The following is a 14891-nucleotide window of genomic DNA, read 5'->3' on the forward strand; positions in this document are numbered from 1 at the left end:
TCGCCGGCACGGTCGTTAATCAACTTGAAACAAGTATCGGACAATCACAGGACATGCTCGAATTTATTTATTTCTTGGCTGCTGCAAGCTCCACAGGCAATGACCCGCATACCCACGCGCAATTCTCGCCGCCCCCAAGAAGTCCTATAATTCCTACACCTCCGCGACGGCCTGCCTATGTCCCTACAAAACCTTTGCCAAATAAAAGACCGGCATTTCCGATACCCAGAGGCAACCCAGGGAATTGGATTCAGCTAGCCATAGATTATCCCCCGGCAGCACGGGCCGCGAGACGACAAGGTACGACTGCGTTTGAGTTGACGGTCGATCGCAACGGACGCGTTGTTCAATGCAAAATCACTTCAAGCAGCGGTTGGGCCGATCTCGATGATGCAACTTGTGCGAATATTACCCGTCGTGCCCGTTTCTTGCCCGCGTTTGATGCCAGTGGAAACGCCACCACTGGAAAATACTCAAATCGTGCCCGGTGGCAGCTTTAATCGGTCTGCTGACGTGAGTGCCCATAAATGGCATTAAAAAGCCCCGCCGTTTCGGGCAGGGCTTTCGTGCGTACATGAACCCAGAAGACTACCAGCCAACGTGTTGGGTCTGGTCTATGCCGTAGTCCGGTGCAGGCGCATTTTCGGCATAGCATAACTCGCCTCGGTCTATGTCAGTGCCACTGTGGTCATCTTCCTCACGATCGCAGTCGCCGTCCATTTCGTCTAGACGTTCGATCAGTCGCTCTGTGACGGCTTCCAGTTCATGGCGGGTCAGCCTCGATATAGCCTGACTGATCAGGCCGATGGGAAGCGGGCGGCTCATGCTACGCTCTCCACTTCAAGGCCCTTGCAACTTTGGATTACCATTGCCGTCACGGCTTCAACACCGTTGGCGCGCTCCATGGATCGAAGCAACCGGCGATGCACCAGACTTTTAGGCTTTGCGCACAGGATCGCTTCACCCTCGCGGACGACATAGCTGCCTCCGTTGTTTTCCCACTCAGTCAACCAGAGATCCGGCTGAAAAATCGGGCTGACCGTTTCGCCGGATAGGCGGCGCAAGTCACCCACGATCGACGCAATGGCTTCGGGAGGCGGCATATCGCAGTCAATGGAGGCAATCTCCATCTTCACTAACACTGACCGCAAGTCTGGCGCTGATGTGCGCCACATCCGCTGCTCAATGTATGCAAGGCGGTCGCTGCTGGCGTCCACTTCCTCTTTAGTGTTAGCCTCAACGGCAAGGCAGTGCCGCTCGGCCTGATATGTCGTAAGAAGCTTTTCAAAGGCTTCACACGCGCGCGTCTGCTCTGTAGTGCTGTTCATAGTCGTAATCCTTCTCAAACAAGGTTTGCGGTTAGGGCCGGTGTGGAAGTTAGTGGCTTCCCATCGGCCTGATTTCGTGTTAACGCGATATCATGAGCAAGTCAACTGGTGATAACACGAAAAAGAGGGCGCCTGAAACAGGGACGCTTGTTGGGGTTCGATTTCAAGCTGGCCCGCTAGCACAGATCGATGAATGGCGTTCGGGTCAAGGGGACTTACCTAGCCGCCCGGAAGCGGTTCGCCGACTGGTCGAAAAGGCGCTTCTAAGTGGTTGACGATCGATTGCCAGCGGGCACATGGGAAGAAAAAATAGAGCGCATTCGCCAAGTAAGCGAAGTGAAGTATGGTCATACGACAATAGCGGCCAATTCTTCCGCAAATTGGCTGTTAGGCGCGGCAACGACTGCAAACAGTGCAGGTTTCTATTTTGCCATGTCTGCGCCCAATGCGTGGCTTACCATATCAGCAGCATTGGCTTTCGTACTTGCTCTCACTCTAACATTTGCTTGTGGATACTTTGTGACGAGAGTTCACGCGTTAGATGCGGAATCTGCCGACTTCATGCGCCAGGCTGATCTCGAAACATTCAAAGAGCAGTCCAAGGGTAGCTCTGAAGCCACAGATGACAGTTTAAATTCAAGTGCATGGTTACAGCGTACAGCTATTGCCAGCTTAACTCTCATGTGTCTGGGCGGATTGCTGCTGGTGGCTAGTAAGGGAAGCGCCCTGATTGCTATGTGATTGCTGGAGAGAATGTTGCCGGTCAATTCCGTGCCATTCTTACGGTAAGTCATTGAAAGAATGGTAGACGCTGAGGGGTTCGAACCCACGACCCGCTGATTAAGAGTCAGCTGCTCTACCAACTGAGCTAAGCGTCCCCATTTCGATGCGGCCAGATTGCTCGGCATCGTTTGGAGCGCCGCCTTTGATGGGATTCGGCGCGAATGTCAAGCTTGAGCTGTGTGCTTTTAGCTAAACTGCCCGCGTTTCGCTCCGGGATGGCGTTCGATCGACATGATGATGCCCACGCAGATCATCATGGTCAGCATGGAGGAACCGCCATGGCTGACGAAGGGCAGGGGTATCCCGGCGACAGGTGCCAGGCCAACGACCATCAGCAAGTTGATCATGATGTAGAAAAAGATGGTGCAAGTAAGGCCCGAAGCGACAAGTTGGCCGTAGCGGGTCTTGCTTTCCATGGCGACGGTCAGGCCCCAACGCATCAGAAGGACATACAGACCCAGGATGAAGAAGCCGCCAACGATCCCCCATTCTTCGGCCATGGTGGCAAAGACAAAGTCGGTATGTCCTTCGGGGAGGTAATCGAGATGGCTTTGGGTGCCGTTACCGAAGCCTTTTCCGAATATCCCGCCTGATCCGATCGCAATCTTGGACTGGGTAATATGGTAGCCCGCTCCTAGCGGGTCATTTTCCGGATTGAGGAATATGAGAACGCGGTCTTGCTGATAGGGCTTCATCCCGAAAAAATAGACAAGCGGGGCGAGGATGGCGACCGCTGCCGCGGCACCGATAAAGTAGATAAGCGGCAGGCCCGCCAGAAAGGCGACTACGCCCAGACCGAAGGCATAGGCGATGGCGGCATCGAAATCAGGCTGAATGACAACAAGCGCACTGGGGATCACAAGCAGGGCCGCGATTGGCCAGATTGCATCGATGCCGTTGATCCGGTTCGGCGGCAGGCGGTCGAAAAACCATGCCGCTGCCAGCACCATGACCGGCTTCATCAGTTCGGATGGCTGCAGAGTGATGATACCCAGATTGATCCAGCGCTGACTGCCGCCGCCGACAAAGCCCAGAAATTCGACGACGATGAGCAGGAAGATCAGGGCCAGATAGAGGGGGAAAGTGATGGATTTCCAGAATTCCATGCGGAGGCGGGACATCACGATTGCCATCGCAAGCAGCACCAGAAAACGGGCAACATGCTTGCCGGCCCACGGCTCAAGATGGCCGCCAGCCGCGGAATAGAGGACGGTCGCGCCAAAGCCGACCAGAGCCGTCAGAATGAAGATGACCCGCCACGGAAGCGTGGCAATAGGGGCCGGGACAACGCTATTCATCCCGTCGGATCCAGTGGCGGCGGATCAGCGGGTTGCCCCTGGAACGCGGCATATTTGGCCGCCATGCGCTGTTCGATATTTCCACCCCAGCCCGCTTCAAGTGCTTCGAGCGATTTCATTGCCTGTTCGCGGTCGTACAGAAAGGTAAGCACATCCTTGGCAATCGGTGCAGCGGCTCGCGCTCCCCCCATACCATGTTCGATTACGACCGCGGCCCCGTAACGCGGTTGGTCGACGGGTGCAAAGCAGACGAAAAGACCGTGGTCACGATATTTCCATGCGCCCGACTGGCCACGCTGCGCGCCTTCGATCCTGCGGACCTGTGCGGTTCCGGTTTTGCCTGCCATTGCAATGTTTTCGAGCTGCAGGCGGCTGCGCACAGCCGTACCGGCGCCGTTGACCACAAGATCCATACCCTTGCGCACTACGTCGAGATGTTCCTGCGGAAAGGAGAGCAGGGTTGGCGCTGCGCGGTTTTTCTTGATGATTTCGGGCAGCAGATTTCGCCCCGAAGCAATACGCGCCGCCATAAGGCCAAGCTGGAAGGGGCTGGAGATTATGTAGCCTTGGCCGATGACCGCATTCAATGTGTCAGATTCGGTCCATTTCTGGCCGAATTTGCGCATTTTCCATTCGCTGTCGGGAACTGTGCCATAGCGTTGCGATGGAAAGGGCAGAGGGAATTCCTGTCCTAGCCCGAGTTCGCGCGCGATCGGTGCAATATTGTCATAACCGATCCGACGTCCAATCGAATAGAAATAGGTATTACAGCTTTTCATGATCGCGGTCGCCATATTCACCGGACCATGACGCCCCAGGCATTTGAAAACGCGATTGCCGAGGCGGTAGCCACCACCGCATGTCACGGTTTCCTCGGGATCGACCCCATGTTTCAGCATTGCCAATCCGGCCATGGGTTTAAGGGTCGAACCCGGCGGATATAAACCCTGCAACGCCTTGTTGAGCATCGGAATATGATCGTCCGAATTCAGCATTTTCCACTCGATACGGCCGATACCGTCCGAAAAGCTGTTGGGGTCGTAGCACGGCATGGACGCCATTGTCAGAATATCACCTGTCAGGCAGTCAAAAACGACTACGGATCCTGATTCCAAACCAAGTCGCCGGGCGGCATAATTGTGCAGGTCTATATCAATGGTGAGCTGGACCGGCTTTCCGGGAATGTCTGGACGCGTGGTAAGTTCGCGGACAATCTTGCCGCGGGCGGTTACTTCGGTACGCTTTGCACCCGGTTCCCCTTGCAGTCTGTCTTCCAGCGTTTTTTCAAGACCATCCTTGCCGACCTTGAAACCGGGTGTGATCAGCAAAGGGTTTTTGTTTTTCTGATATTCTTCAGCGGAAACCGTTCCGACATAGCCGATAAGATGTCCTACGGCCGCGCCGCTGGGGTAAAAACGGGAGTAGCCTTGCCGGGGGCTTACGCCAGGCAAATCCGGGAGGCGGACACTGACCGCAGCGAAGCGTTCATAGTCGAGGCCGTCTGCCACCTGCACCGGTTGAAAGCCTTGTGCCTGTTTGAGTTCCCGATTGATCCGGTCCACATCGTCGCTCGACAATGTGAGAAGCTGGGCGAGCGTGGCAATTGTCTCGTCTTTGCGGACCAGCCGGTCGGGAATGATATCAACGCGGAAATCCGCGCGATTGGTGGCGATCGGTTTGCCGTACCGGTCGATGAACCAGCCGCGGCGGGGTGGGATGATGGTCAGATTGACCCGATTGCTTTCAGCGAGAAGCTTGTACTTTTCGTTATCCGCAACCGCGATATAGGACATGCGCGCGGCAACGGTCGCGCCAATCGCCGCCTGTACACCACCCACGAAAACAGCGCGACGGGTGAATGTGAAATCAAGCTGTCCCGATGTAACCTGCTTTTCGACTTTCATGTTGCCAATCGCCAGCTATCCAACCGTGCGCATATTCGCACGACCAGAGGATATAGCAATATGGACAGCAGCATTTGCGGTAACAGAATGATCGGGTCCGAAGCAGCATGAGCCATGCCCGCTATCCACAAACCGCCGAGCAAGACGATAATGATCAAAAGAGAGGCGATAAGCCAATCCTGCATATAATCGCGCCAAATCGCCCGGGAATCGATGACTTCGATGGCCAGCATCGCCAATGACCATAACAGCCCCGCACTACCGAAGGGCTGGCCACTGAACAGATCGTCAACCAGCCCGAACGGCACGCCGGACCAGACGGGTAACAATCCCGGACGCATCAGGCGCCAGGCGAGAAACATCAATAAACCGAACGGTGGCAATATCGGCTGTGTGGTCAGAAACGGCAGGGTGGTTACCATTGATGCCAGAACAATCGAGGCGATCGGAATAGCAAGCATTTTGAGCAAGGACTGTTCCCTGTCAAAGCGGCTTTCATATTCGCGGCCCGGACGCAAAGGCAGCCGGATGGCGGTAACCGGATTTTTCACTCCGCTACCTCTTGGGTCTTTCCGTCCGGAGCAATTGCCTGTTGTTCGGCGCGCGCTTCGGCCTGATAGGCTTTCATGACGATAGCATAGGGGCTGTTTGCCGGGTCCGCTAAAGGCCGGGCCAGCGCTCCGTCGCTTGTTTTGCGAATAACACGGGCAAAGGGAATGTTCGGCTGGTACAAACCACCATTTCCGGATGTCACGATGATGTCACCGACCTTGAACGGACTTTCGCCGAGATTTAGCGGCTTGATGACTACCAAGCCATTGCCGAGACCTGTTGAAAATGCAGGTAATCCGTCTCCAACACGCATGACGGGCACTAGATTTTCGGCGTCGGTCACAAGCAATATGCGCGCGGTTGTAGGGCCTGTTTCAATGACACGACCGATAAGACCGGACGGCCCGCGAACCGGTTGCGCCCGCTCGACCCCATAGTTGGAGCCGATAGACAATGTTGCGATCCGACGTGTGCTGGATGCAGTGGAGCTGATGAGGCGTCCCACCGCGACTTGTTCGCCCGTTTCATCTTTCAGTTTAAGCAGACCGCGCAGTCGCGCGTTCTCGACCTTTAAAGCACGAGCTTCGATCAACTTGGTGCGGCTCGCCTTCACTTCTTTTGTCAGAGCAGCATTTTTGGATGCCGCGTCAAAATAGGCGGACAAGTTTCCACCCATATCATTTCCGGTACGCCGGATGCTGTTGAAGAAACGAGCCACCGGCGCGGTAATCTCCGCCCCGGCTGCACGTAATGCCGCAAAACCTGTGGGATCAGCGACCGATATAATCAGCAACAGGGCAGCCACAACCGTTCCTGCAATCGCGATGACATAAGTCGCGAACAGGCCATACTGCGCTTTCCGGGAAAATCCGGGGCGCCGATGGGGTGGCGGCGCCATGCTGAAATCCTGGATCAGGCTGTCAGCAGGACGCCGCGGAAGATCGGATCTTCCATTGCTCTGCCTGTTCCGATGGCCACGCATGTCAGCGGATCTTCGGCGACTGTGACCGGCAGGCCGGTCTCGTCACGCAGATATTCATCGAGACCTTGCATCAACGCACCGCCGCCGGTCAGGACAATACCCTGATCAACGATATCCGCAGCCAGTTCGGGCGCGGTATTTTCGAGCGCGATACGCACGCCTTCCAAAATCGTGCCGATAGGTTCGGAAAGAGCTTCGGCAATCTGGCCCTGGTTGATGGAGATTTCCTTAGGAACGCCATTCACCAGATCGCGGCCCTTGATGTGCAAGGTGTGACCGATGCCGTCCGCAGGTGGCCGCGCCGTGCCGAAGTCCTTTTTGATACGCTCGGCAGTGGCTTCGCCGATCAGCAGGTTATGGTGTCGTCGCACATAGGAGACAATCGATTCGTCCATCTTGTCACCTCCGGTGCGAACCGAGGTCGTGTAGGCAAGACCACGAAGCGAAAGAACCGCAACTTCGGTTGTACCACCGCCAATATCGACCACCATCGAACCGATGGGTTCTGTTACCGGCATGTCGGCACCGATGGCCGCTGCCATGGGTTCTTCGATCAGGAAAACCTCCGAAGCTCCGGCATTGGATGCAGCGTCACGAATAGCGCGGCGTTCCACCGATGTCGAACCGGACGGAACGCAGATCACGATTTCAGGATAGCTGAACATCCGGCGCTTGCCATGCACCTTATGGATGAAGTGCTTGATCATTTGTTCGGCGACATCGATGTCGGCGATCACGCCATCGCGCAAAGGACGGATAGCTTCGATGCTGTCAGGCGTCTTGCCCATCATCAGCTTGGCGTCATCACCAACCGCCTTCACGCGCTTGATCCCGTTCAGGGTCTCAATCGCGACAACAGAAGGCTCGTTCAAAACGATGCCCTGACCACGCACGTAAACCACGGTATTTGCCGTACCGAGGTCGATTGCCATATCTTGCGATGCGAAACGGAAAAACTTGCCAAAAACCATTTAATGTCCACCCAATCCAAGTCTGGTGAGAATCCTTTTGAGCGCGCCCAAAACAATCGCGCGGTCCTAGCGGAATTTGCTGTTTTTAAAAACAGGTATTTGGCTGGATTGCGAACGATTAAGGAGTCGCCTGCACGGGCCGCTTGGGCTAGGAAAGCCGACATGTCAATAAGAAGACTTCCGGAAAATCTGGTCAACCGCATCGCTGCCGGTGAAGTGGTGGAAAGACCGGCCAGTGCGTTGAAGGAACTGGTTGAAAATGCCATCGATTCCGGGGCGCGTACGATTTCAGTACGTCTTGGCGCGGGTGGCATCGATCTGATCGAAGTCACCGACAATGGCTGTGGCATGTCACCCGCCGACATGGCCCTTGCTCTGGAACGCCACGCAACTTCCAAATTGCCGGATGAGGATATCGAACTCGTCGCTACCCTTGGCTTTCGTGGGGAAGCATTGCCTTCGATTGCCAGCGTATCGACGCTGACGCTGGAAAGCCGTGTTGGTAATGCCGAAGGATGGCGGCGTGTCGTCGATCACGGGACGCTGACCGGTGAAGGACCGGCCGCTTTGCCGCCCGGAACTCGGGTGCGTGTCGAGAATCTTTTCGGAAAAATACCCGCTCGACGGAAATTTCTACGGAGCCCCCGTGCTGAATATGCTGCGGCACTGGACACGGTGAAACGGCTTGCGATGGCGAGGCCCGATATCGGATTTACGGTCGAACATGATGGGCGCCGCGTGCTGTCGGTCCAGCCCGACATGGAACGCCCGGAGCGGGTGGCTGCACTGACCAGTGTAGAGCTCGTCGACAACAGTGTGGGCCTCGATTTTCAGCGCGAAAATGTACGGCTGGGGGGCATTGCCAGCTTGCCTACCTATAACCGCGGTGTTGCCGACCATCAGTTTCTTTTCGTGAACGGCCGCCCGGTGAAGGACAAGCTTTTGATTGGCGCCGTTCGCGGCACCTATGCGGAAATGCTGGCGCGGGACCGTCATGCCGTTGTCGCCTTGTTTTTGGACCTTCCGCTGACCGAGGTCGATGTCAATGTCCACCCGGCGAAAACCGAGGTTCGTTTTCGTGAGCCTGCTCTTATTCGCGGGATGATTGTCTCGGGTCTGCGCCATGCGCTGGACCAGTCAGGCTTTCGCGCTGTTCAACGGCCCGCAGCCGATGCGTTGGCGGCATGGCAGCAAGAACCTATCCATACGGTACAGGGCAATATTTTCGCTAGCCCGCGCCCGGTCTACCAGAACAATATCCCGCCAGCCTTTCCGTCCTTAGCGGAAAAGCGAAGCAGTTTTGCAGATCTGGGCCAAATTGCGGGCGAAGACCTCGCCCCCCTGATGGGACGTGCAGCTGCTGCAACCGAAGCCGTGCCGGAAAGCCGCAAACATCCGCTCGGGGTTGCCCGTGGGCAGGTCGCGAACACCTATATCGTGGCCGAGGCGGAAGACGGGCTTGTCATTGTCGACCAGCATGCAGCGCATGAGCGCCTTGTTCTGGAACGCATGCGCAAGGCCATGACCCAGACAGGCGGCGCTGTGCCTTCGCAGGCGTTGTTGCTTCCGCAGGTGGTCGAGCTGGACGAACCCGCGTGCGACCGGTTGGAGGCCCGATTGGAGGAGCTCTCGGATTTCGGTCTTGAACTCGAACGGTTCGGCCCCGGCGCGATGCTGGTTCGTGCTACGCCCGCGATGTTGGGTGGTGGTGACGCGAAAGCGTTGGTTGAAGACCTGGCTGACGATCTGGCAGCTTATGACCATGCATTGTCGCTTAAAGAACGCATCGACCATGTCGCGGCCACGATGGCTTGCCACGGCTCGGTACGCGCAGGGCGGGTCTTGTCCGTTCCGGAGATGAATGCACTGCTCCGTGAAATGGAAGTGACACCACATTCCGGGCAGTGCAACCATGGCCGGCCGACATGGGTCAAGCTGGCGCTGAGCGATGTGGAAAAGCTGTTCGGCCGGAAATGACCGAACAGCTTCTTTCTTCAATGGCCCAAAGGCTATTTTGCAAATAGCGTAAAGGCGACCGGGCTTTCGCCATTGGCACTGATCCGCCGAGAGCAGGATTAAGCGGCCCGGTATGAGGAACACGACATGCATAGCCCGCCTAAAGCTTGCTGACGCGGGAACCGTACTTCGTGCAGCGGGTCGCTGTGTTCGGGAAACAGTTCAACATTCTTCACATTTTCAAGGCGGTCGAACAGGGTGTTGCGATCATCAATATCCCAGTTCGCCTCGATCGTAACGGCGAGTAGTGCGATGCTCCGGAACATGATTGCTACTGGGCGCCACTCTTAATGGCTATCACCCCTGCCGGCATTAGACACCATGGCTTTCGACATGCTTGCAAATGCTGCAACCATATTGTCGACGAAGTCGGGGTCAGACGGGATTGTGTCTTTCGCGGCCTGTTGCATGGCAAGCACCCATTGGGTTGCAGTCGCAAAGTTCATGCTTTCAAGGGCGCGATGTGCCGACATGACGCAGGCACCGGGACGCTTCTCAAACCAGTCCCGGGGACCACCCATCCATGCCATAAGAAAATCGGTCAGCGATTCACGCATCGGTGAAAGATCCGTCGCATGCATGGCCCGAAGCTCCGCAAAATCGGGTTCGCTTTCCATGAGATCGTAAAAGCGATCCACCATGCGCTGTATAGGTTCGCGCCCGCCAATCCGATCAAAAGGCAGAACGGGCTTCACTGTAGGTTCGGTCTTTTCCATCACACAATCTCTGGCGCAAAATCCGGGTGCACGTCTTTGCGCGAGATCAAAATTCAGACGTTGAACCGGAACAGCATGATGTCGCCATCCTTGACGAGATATTCCTTGCCTTCAGAGCGCCATTTGCCAGCCTCTTTCGCACCGGCCTCGCCATTATACTGGACATAGTCTTCATAGGCCATGGTCTCGGCGCGGATGAAGCCCTTTTCAAAATCGCTATGGATGACACCCGCCGCATTTGGAGCTGTTGCACCCTTTGTCACGGTCCACGCCCGCGCTTCCTTGGGGCCGACGGTGAAAAATGTGATGAGGTCCAGCAATGCGTATCCCGACCGGATCACGCGCGCCAGGCCGGTTTCTGTAAGGCCAAGGTCTTCGAGAAATACTTCACGGTCTTCTGCTGGCATTGTGGAGATTTCCGCCTCGATTGCGGCAGAGACCACGACGGCTTCGGCGCCCTCTGCCTTTGCCTTTTCAAACACCTTGGCGGACAAGGCGTTGCCATTTGCAGCGCTTCCTTCCTCCACATTGCAGACATAAAGGACAGGCTTGGCCGTCAATAACTGCGCCATGTCAAACAGGCGCTGTTCTTCGGGGTCGGCGGGAACGACCAGACGGGCGGGTTTGCCATCGCGAAGCAAATCCAGCGCACGCCCGAGCACAGCCGCAGCTGCCTTTGCTTCCTTATCACCCTGAGCGGCTTTTTTCGCGAAGTTGGGAACGCGCTTTTCAAGCGATTCGAGATCGGACAGCATCAATTCGGTTTCGACCGTTTCGGCATCCGAGATCGGGTCGATCTTGTTGTCGACATGCTGGATATCGTCATTCTCGAAACAGCGCAGAACATGGACGATTGCATCGACTTCGCGAATGTTGCCAAGGAACTGGTTGCCCAATCCTTCCCCTTTGGATGCGCCGCGCACCAGGCCGGCGATATCGACAAAGCCCAACTGGGTTTCGATAATTTTCTGGCTGCCGCCAATTTTGGCGATGGTCTGCAAGCGCGGGTCCGGCACGGCGACGTTACCGATATTCGGTTCAATCGTGCAGAAGGGATAATTGGCGGCCTGCGCAGCGGCGGTCTCCGTCAGTGCGTTGAACAACGTGGACTTGCCCACATTGGGGAGCCCGACAATACCGCATTTGAAACCCATGATGACCTACTCTTGACTTGAACTGGAGGAGCGCCTTTAGCGCCTGAATTCCGAAAAGGGGAGCAAAATGGAACAGCTTTGGTCAGGCCTTGGTATCTTTCTCGATTTTGCGACGATAATCGCGTCGGCTCTGGCCGCATGGTTCTGGTATCTCGCCAGCATTCAGACAATTCACCGGGTGCACGCGTCCGAGACATTCGATTATCATGACTTGAACAGGATCATTGTCGCCATCAACCGCAACTCTATCCGGAACCGCAGGGGCGCGTTGGCCAGCGCCTTGGTAGCTGCCCTTCTGGCGATTGATCTTGCCGTTGGCAGTTAACCCGGATCAGTCGTGAACCGCCTTTATCCAAGGTCCAAAGGGCGAATTGCCCAGCCAGGCAATCTGGGTTTCGGCGGACACTTTGTTAATTGCCTCCTGCGGTTTCATTCCCGGATGCACCGCCCGGCGTAACGGTCTGGTTCCGGCGGGCATTGCAATTATGTCTGCGATCGCGCGCGGCACGTCCATCGGATCCGTATTGCGGCCCGTACCGTCTTCAGTGCCCATGCGCGAAACAAGGGCAGGATAGGCGGCAGCTTGTTCGGCGGTCAGGCGGTCTTTCAGATCCTTGGCGAGTTCATTCCGGTTGACCCATACTTTGGTGGGATAGCCGCCGGGCTGGATGATGCAAATTTCCACACTGTGGGGCACCAGTTCATACGCCATTGCCTCGCTCATGGCCTCCAGAGCGAATTTGGTGGGTGAATAATGGCCCGCAGACGGTGCGATGACGCGGCCCAATTGCGATGAAATATTGAAAATCAGGCCTTTTTTGGCTTTTCGCATGGATGGCAATACGGCTCGTGCCATCCGGTGCGGGCCGTACACATTGGTATCGAAGATCAGCTTTGTAGCTTCCATATCCTGAAGCTCGATCGGACCCGCATAGCCCACACCGGCATTGTTAATCAGCACATCCAGCGCACCACCGGCCAACCGTTCCGCCTCAGCGACGCCGGTTGCGACTTGGTCATCCGAAGTGACGTCAATCTCGATAATGGTGATGTCGAGCTTTTCCTTTTTCGCAAGGGCAGCAAGGGTATCCGCTTCGGGGCGGGGCAGGTTGCGCATGGATGCAATCACCTTCGCGCCTTTTCGGGCGTAGTGGAGAGCGCCATCAAATCCGAAACCGGATGAGCATCCCGTAATCAAAATGGATTTCCCCTTCAGAGAGGACGCATCGGTTTGCGCATATGTAGCCGTCGCGACCGTCGAAGCGGCTGTTGCAACAACGGCGCCACCCAACAGGGTGCGGCGATCAATATTGGTATCGGTAGGCATCGGGGGGATCCTCTCAAATCTGGATATGACACCCTATTATATGTGCAGCTTAAAGCGAGTCCATCCAGCGTTGCAGGTCAGCAGGACTATGAAGGCGGATAACCTTTACCTCATGTCCTTTTAATCGCGCTTCGGTACGCACCCTTGGTCCGCTGTTCCAACGGATCAGATAGAACAGAAATGCGATATCAAATCGCTCGGGGCAGCCTTCCGTCATGTCCGGACGGCTGCGACCGCGATAGGTCCATATTCTTTTCAACAGCCGTTTGACACACAAGGTGATGGGATAGTCCAGATAAATCACGCTGTCGGCATAGGGCAGCCGTTCCCCGAGAGTCCCCCCATAGGTTCCGTCGATAAGCCAGCGTTCATTGCCAACGATCTGGGCCAGCTTTTCGCGTAACTCGTCTTTGCTGCTCTCAACCCAGCCGGGTTTCCAGTTCAGCTGGTCCATATGATAGACGGGCAAATCCAACTTTGCGCCCAGAGCGGTTGAGAGGGTGGATTTGCCCGCGCCACAGGGGCCAATGACGAGCACACGTTGCACGTGCCTAATCCTGCAACCGCAGGGCCACATCATTCATAAAACGAACGTCATCACCTTTGGCGAGCCAATCGGCTTCAGCCGCTACCGCACCCAGAAGGTCGGCAAGATCATCGATTTCGCTCTTATGAAAGTTCCCGAGCACATAGCCTGTCACCCGGTCCTTGCTGCCGGGGTGCCCTATGCCCAGCCGAACCCGCCGGAAATCAGCGCCAATATGGTCGATTGCCGAGCGAATGCCATTATGACCGGCAGCGCCGCCACCAAATTTCACCTTCACCTTGAACGGCGCAAGATCCAGTTCGTCGTAGAATATGGTGACCTGTTCCGGCTCAAGCTTGTAAAAGTCCATGGCGGCGCGGATGCTGCGGCCGCTTTCGTTCATGAACGTGGCGGGTTTCAACAGAATGATTTTTTCAGAACCCAGCCGCAATTCCTGGACCCAGCCCTGAAATTTCTTGGCGGGTAAGGGTAGGTCGTGAATTTCGGCAAGCGCATCAATGGCCATGAAGCCGATATTATGCCTGTGCATGGCATAGGTCGGTCCGGGATTTCCAAGGCCTACCCATAATTGCATGGCTAAAAATGCTCCCCATTAGGGGAGAGGGGTGGGGAGCGGAACGACCAACGCGGCCCGCTCCCCCTCTCCCGGTCTGCATCCCTTTGCAGGGATGCCGATGTTTATGCGTCGGCTGCGCCGTCGGTCTTAGTGGTGTCACCTTCCTGGCTCTTCAGGCCGGAAGGCGCGACGATTGTAGCGATGGTGAAGTCGCGGTCGGTGATCTTGCTTTCCGAACCAGCAGGAAGCTTCACATGGCTGATGTGGATCGAATCGCCGACGTCAAAGCCGGTGACGTCGATCTGGATGTCGTCCGGAATCTTGTCATTTTCGCAAACAAGTTCGAGTTCATGACGAACGATGTTCAGAACGCCACCACGCTTCAAGCCTGGCGATGCTTCTTCGTTGATGAAGACAACAGGCACGTCCACATCAACCTTGGCGCCCTTGACGATGCGCAGGAAGTCGACATGGGTCGGGCGATCGGTAACCGGATGGAAAGCAACATCCTTCGGGATGGTAATCTGCTTCTTACCGCCAAGGTCGATCTCGACAACGCTGTTCGAAAAATGGCCGGTCATCAACAATTTGACGAGTGCCTTTTCCTCAACATGGATGAGTTCGGGGTCTTGTTTGTTGCCGTAAATAACGGCCGGAATCCGGTTTTGACGACGCAAATCGCGGGAGGCTCCCTTGCCAGCCCGTTCGCGCGTCTCGGCCGACAAGGTCAGCTGATCGCTCATGATAAATCTCCAAT

The 14891-nt window shown here is 56.1% G+C and carries 18 protein-coding genes and 1 tRNA gene; 4 read left to right on the forward strand and 15 right to left on the reverse strand.

All coding sequences use genetic code 11. The features are described 5' to 3' along the window. Positions 1-53 precede the first annotated feature (53 nt). Positions 54-500, forward strand: a complete 447-nt coding sequence (locus tag FOM92_RS00595) for an energy transducer TonB (protein WP_143776251.1) — start codon at positions 54-56, stop codon at positions 498-500. A gap of 88 nt (positions 501-588) precedes the next feature. Here the strand turns inward: FOM92_RS00595 and FOM92_RS00600 are convergent, their stop codons facing one another. Together FOM92_RS00600 and FOM92_RS00605 are read right to left on the reverse strand one after the other, a co-directional pair. After that, positions 589-825, reverse strand: a complete 237-nt coding sequence (locus FOM92_RS00600; RefSeq protein ID WP_143774853.1) for a hypothetical protein — start codon at positions 823-825, stop codon at positions 589-591. Continuing rightward, positions 822-1328 (reverse strand): hypothetical protein, encoded by a 507-nt coding sequence (locus tag FOM92_RS00605; protein ID WP_143774854.1) that lies wholly within the window; start codon positions 1326-1328, stop codon positions 822-824. The genes FOM92_RS00600 and FOM92_RS00605 overlap by 4 nt, the downstream gene beginning before the upstream one ends. Before the next feature lie 267 nt (positions 1329-1595). On the opposite strand from FOM92_RS00605, the gene FOM92_RS00615 reads away from it, so the two are divergent. Next, positions 1596-2069: a hypothetical protein gene (locus FOM92_RS00615; RefSeq protein ID WP_143774856.1), complete on the forward strand. Its 474-nt coding sequence runs from the start codon at positions 1596-1598 to the stop codon at positions 2067-2069. A gap of 61 nt (positions 2070-2130) precedes the next feature. Here FOM92_RS00615 and FOM92_RS00620 read toward each other — a convergent pair. The 6 genes from FOM92_RS00620 to FOM92_RS00645 all read right to left on the reverse strand — a co-directional run bounded on the left by FOM92_RS00620 (position 2131) and on the right by FOM92_RS00645 (position 7818). Beyond that, positions 2131-2206: transfer RNA gene (locus tag FOM92_RS00620), tRNA-Lys, on the reverse strand. Between the two features lie 90 nt (positions 2207-2296). Next, positions 2297-3409, reverse strand: a complete 1113-nt coding sequence (gene rodA, locus FOM92_RS00625) for a rod shape-determining protein RodA (protein WP_143774857.1) — start codon at positions 3407-3409, stop codon at positions 2297-2299. Then, positions 3406-5313, reverse strand: coding sequence for a penicillin-binding protein 2 (gene mrdA / locus FOM92_RS00630; RefSeq protein WP_143774858.1), 1908 nt, complete (start codon positions 5311-5313; stop codon positions 3406-3408). Before mrdA ends, rodA begins: the two co-directional genes overlap by 4 nt. After that, entirely contained in the window at positions 5310-5864 is a 555-nt protein-coding gene (gene mreD, locus FOM92_RS00635) for a rod shape-determining protein MreD (protein WP_143774859.1), read from the reverse strand. Before mreD ends, mrdA begins: the two co-directional genes overlap by 4 nt. Then, complete coding sequence (locus FOM92_RS00640; protein WP_170226754.1) at positions 5861-6763, reverse strand: rod shape-determining protein MreC; 903 nt, start codon at positions 6761-6763, stop codon at positions 5861-5863. Before FOM92_RS00640 ends, mreD begins: the two co-directional genes overlap by 4 nt. Before the next feature lie 14 nt (positions 6764-6777). Next, positions 6778-7818 (reverse strand): rod shape-determining protein, encoded by a 1041-nt coding sequence (locus FOM92_RS00645; RefSeq protein ID WP_143774861.1) that lies wholly within the window; start codon positions 7816-7818, stop codon positions 6778-6780. Positions 7819-7980: 162 nt separating this feature from the next. Between FOM92_RS00645 and mutL the strand changes: the two genes are divergently transcribed. Continuing rightward, a complete protein-coding gene (gene mutL / locus FOM92_RS00650; protein ID WP_143774862.1) occupies positions 7981-9795 on the forward strand; it encodes a DNA mismatch repair endonuclease MutL in 1815 nt (604 codons plus the stop codon). Positions 9796-9893: 98 nt separating this feature from the next. Here mutL and FOM92_RS00655 read toward each other — a convergent pair whose 3' ends face one another. The 3 genes from FOM92_RS00655 to ychF are packed head-to-tail and all read right to left on the reverse strand — an operon-like array spanning position 9894 to position 11704. Then, positions 9894-10100 (reverse strand): hypothetical protein, encoded by a 207-nt coding sequence (locus tag FOM92_RS00655; protein ID WP_143774863.1) that lies wholly within the window; start codon positions 10098-10100, stop codon positions 9894-9896. Between the two features lie 21 nt (positions 10101-10121). Continuing rightward, on the reverse strand, positions 10122-10550 hold the full coding sequence (locus FOM92_RS00660) for a group II truncated hemoglobin (RefSeq protein ID WP_143774864.1): 429 nt from the start codon (positions 10548-10550) through the stop codon (positions 10122-10124). A gap of 53 nt (positions 10551-10603) precedes the next feature. Then, positions 10604-11704, reverse strand: coding sequence for a redox-regulated ATPase YchF (gene ychF / locus FOM92_RS00665; protein WP_143774865.1), 1101 nt, complete (start codon positions 11702-11704; stop codon positions 10604-10606). A gap of 67 nt (positions 11705-11771) precedes the next feature. On the opposite strand from ychF, the gene FOM92_RS00670 reads away from it, so the two are divergent. After that, positions 11772-12029, forward strand: coding sequence for a hypothetical protein (locus FOM92_RS00670; protein ID WP_143774866.1), 258 nt, complete (start codon positions 11772-11774; stop codon positions 12027-12029). A gap of 6 nt (positions 12030-12035) precedes the next feature. On the opposite strand, the gene FOM92_RS00675 is transcribed toward FOM92_RS00670, so the two are convergent. From FOM92_RS00675 to FOM92_RS00690, 4 genes are all read right to left on the reverse strand, one after another. After that, positions 12036-13031, reverse strand: coding sequence for an SDR family oxidoreductase (locus FOM92_RS00675; protein WP_143774867.1), 996 nt, complete (start codon positions 13029-13031; stop codon positions 12036-12038). Between the two features lie 49 nt (positions 13032-13080). After that, complete coding sequence (locus FOM92_RS00680; protein ID WP_143774868.1) at positions 13081-13578, reverse strand: P-loop NTPase family protein; 498 nt, start codon at positions 13576-13578, stop codon at positions 13081-13083. Between the two features lie 4 nt (positions 13579-13582). Then, entirely contained in the window at positions 13583-14152 is a 570-nt protein-coding gene (gene pth, locus FOM92_RS00685; RefSeq protein ID WP_143774869.1) for an aminoacyl-tRNA hydrolase, read from the reverse strand. 104 nt (positions 14153-14256) lie between these two features. Continuing rightward, the gene (locus FOM92_RS00690; protein WP_143774870.1) at positions 14257-14877 is read right to left on the reverse strand and encodes a 50S ribosomal protein L25/general stress protein Ctc; all 621 of its coding nucleotides are present in this window, start codon (positions 14875-14877) and stop codon (positions 14257-14259) included. Positions 14878-14891 lie beyond the last annotated feature (14 nt).

The sequence above is a fragment of the Sphingorhabdus contaminans genome (assembly GCF_007280415.1).
GTDB classification, from domain to species: domain Bacteria; phylum Pseudomonadota; class Alphaproteobacteria; order Sphingomonadales; family Sphingomonadaceae; genus Sphingorhabdus_B; species Sphingorhabdus_B contaminans.

Excerpts from the sequence above, each read along its gene's own strand:
- FOM92_RS00595 (WP_143776251.1), top strand. The coding sequence starts at position 54 with ATGCTCGAATTTATTTATTTCTTGGCTGCTGCAAGCTCCACAGGCAAT.
- FOM92_RS00600 (WP_143774853.1), bottom strand. The coding sequence starts at position 825 with ATGAGCCGCCCGCTTCCCATCGGCCTGATCAGTCAGGCTATATCGAGG.
- FOM92_RS00605 (WP_143774854.1), bottom strand. The coding sequence starts at position 1,328 with ATGAACAGCACTACAGAGCAGACGCGCGCGTGTGAAGCCTTTGAAAAG.
- rodA (WP_143774857.1), bottom strand. The coding sequence starts at position 3,409 with ATGAATAGCGTTGTCCCGGCCCCTATTGCCACGCTTCCGTGGCGGGTC.
- mrdA (WP_143774858.1), bottom strand. The coding sequence starts at position 5,313 with ATGAAAGTCGAAAAGCAGGTTACATCGGGACAGCTTGATTTCACATTC.
- FOM92_RS00640 (WP_170226754.1), bottom strand. The coding sequence starts at position 6,763 with ATGGCGCCGCCACCCCATCGGCGCCCCGGATTTTCCCGGAAAGCGCAG.
- FOM92_RS00645 (WP_143774861.1), bottom strand. The coding sequence starts at position 7,818 with ATGGTTTTTGGCAAGTTTTTCCGTTTCGCATCGCAAGATATGGCAATC.
- mutL (WP_143774862.1), top strand. The coding sequence starts at position 7,981 with ATGTCAATAAGAAGACTTCCGGAAAATCTGGTCAACCGCATCGCTGCC.
- FOM92_RS00655 (WP_143774863.1), bottom strand. The coding sequence starts at position 10,100 with ATGTTCCGGAGCATCGCACTACTCGCCGTTACGATCGAGGCGAACTGG.
- FOM92_RS00660 (WP_143774864.1), bottom strand. The coding sequence starts at position 10,550 with ATGGAAAAGACCGAACCTACAGTGAAGCCCGTTCTGCCTTTTGATCGG.
- ychF (WP_143774865.1), bottom strand. The coding sequence starts at position 11,704 with ATGGGTTTCAAATGCGGTATTGTCGGGCTCCCCAATGTGGGCAAGTCC.
- FOM92_RS00670 (WP_143774866.1), top strand. The coding sequence starts at position 11,772 with ATGGAACAGCTTTGGTCAGGCCTTGGTATCTTTCTCGATTTTGCGACG.
- FOM92_RS00675 (WP_143774867.1), bottom strand. The coding sequence starts at position 13,031 with ATGCCTACCGATACCAATATTGATCGCCGCACCCTGTTGGGTGGCGCC.
- pth (WP_143774869.1), bottom strand. The coding sequence starts at position 14,152 with ATGCAATTATGGGTAGGCCTTGGAAATCCCGGACCGACCTATGCCATG.
- FOM92_RS00690 (WP_143774870.1), bottom strand. The coding sequence starts at position 14,877 with ATGAGCGATCAGCTGACCTTGTCGGCCGAGACGCGCGAACGGGCTGGC.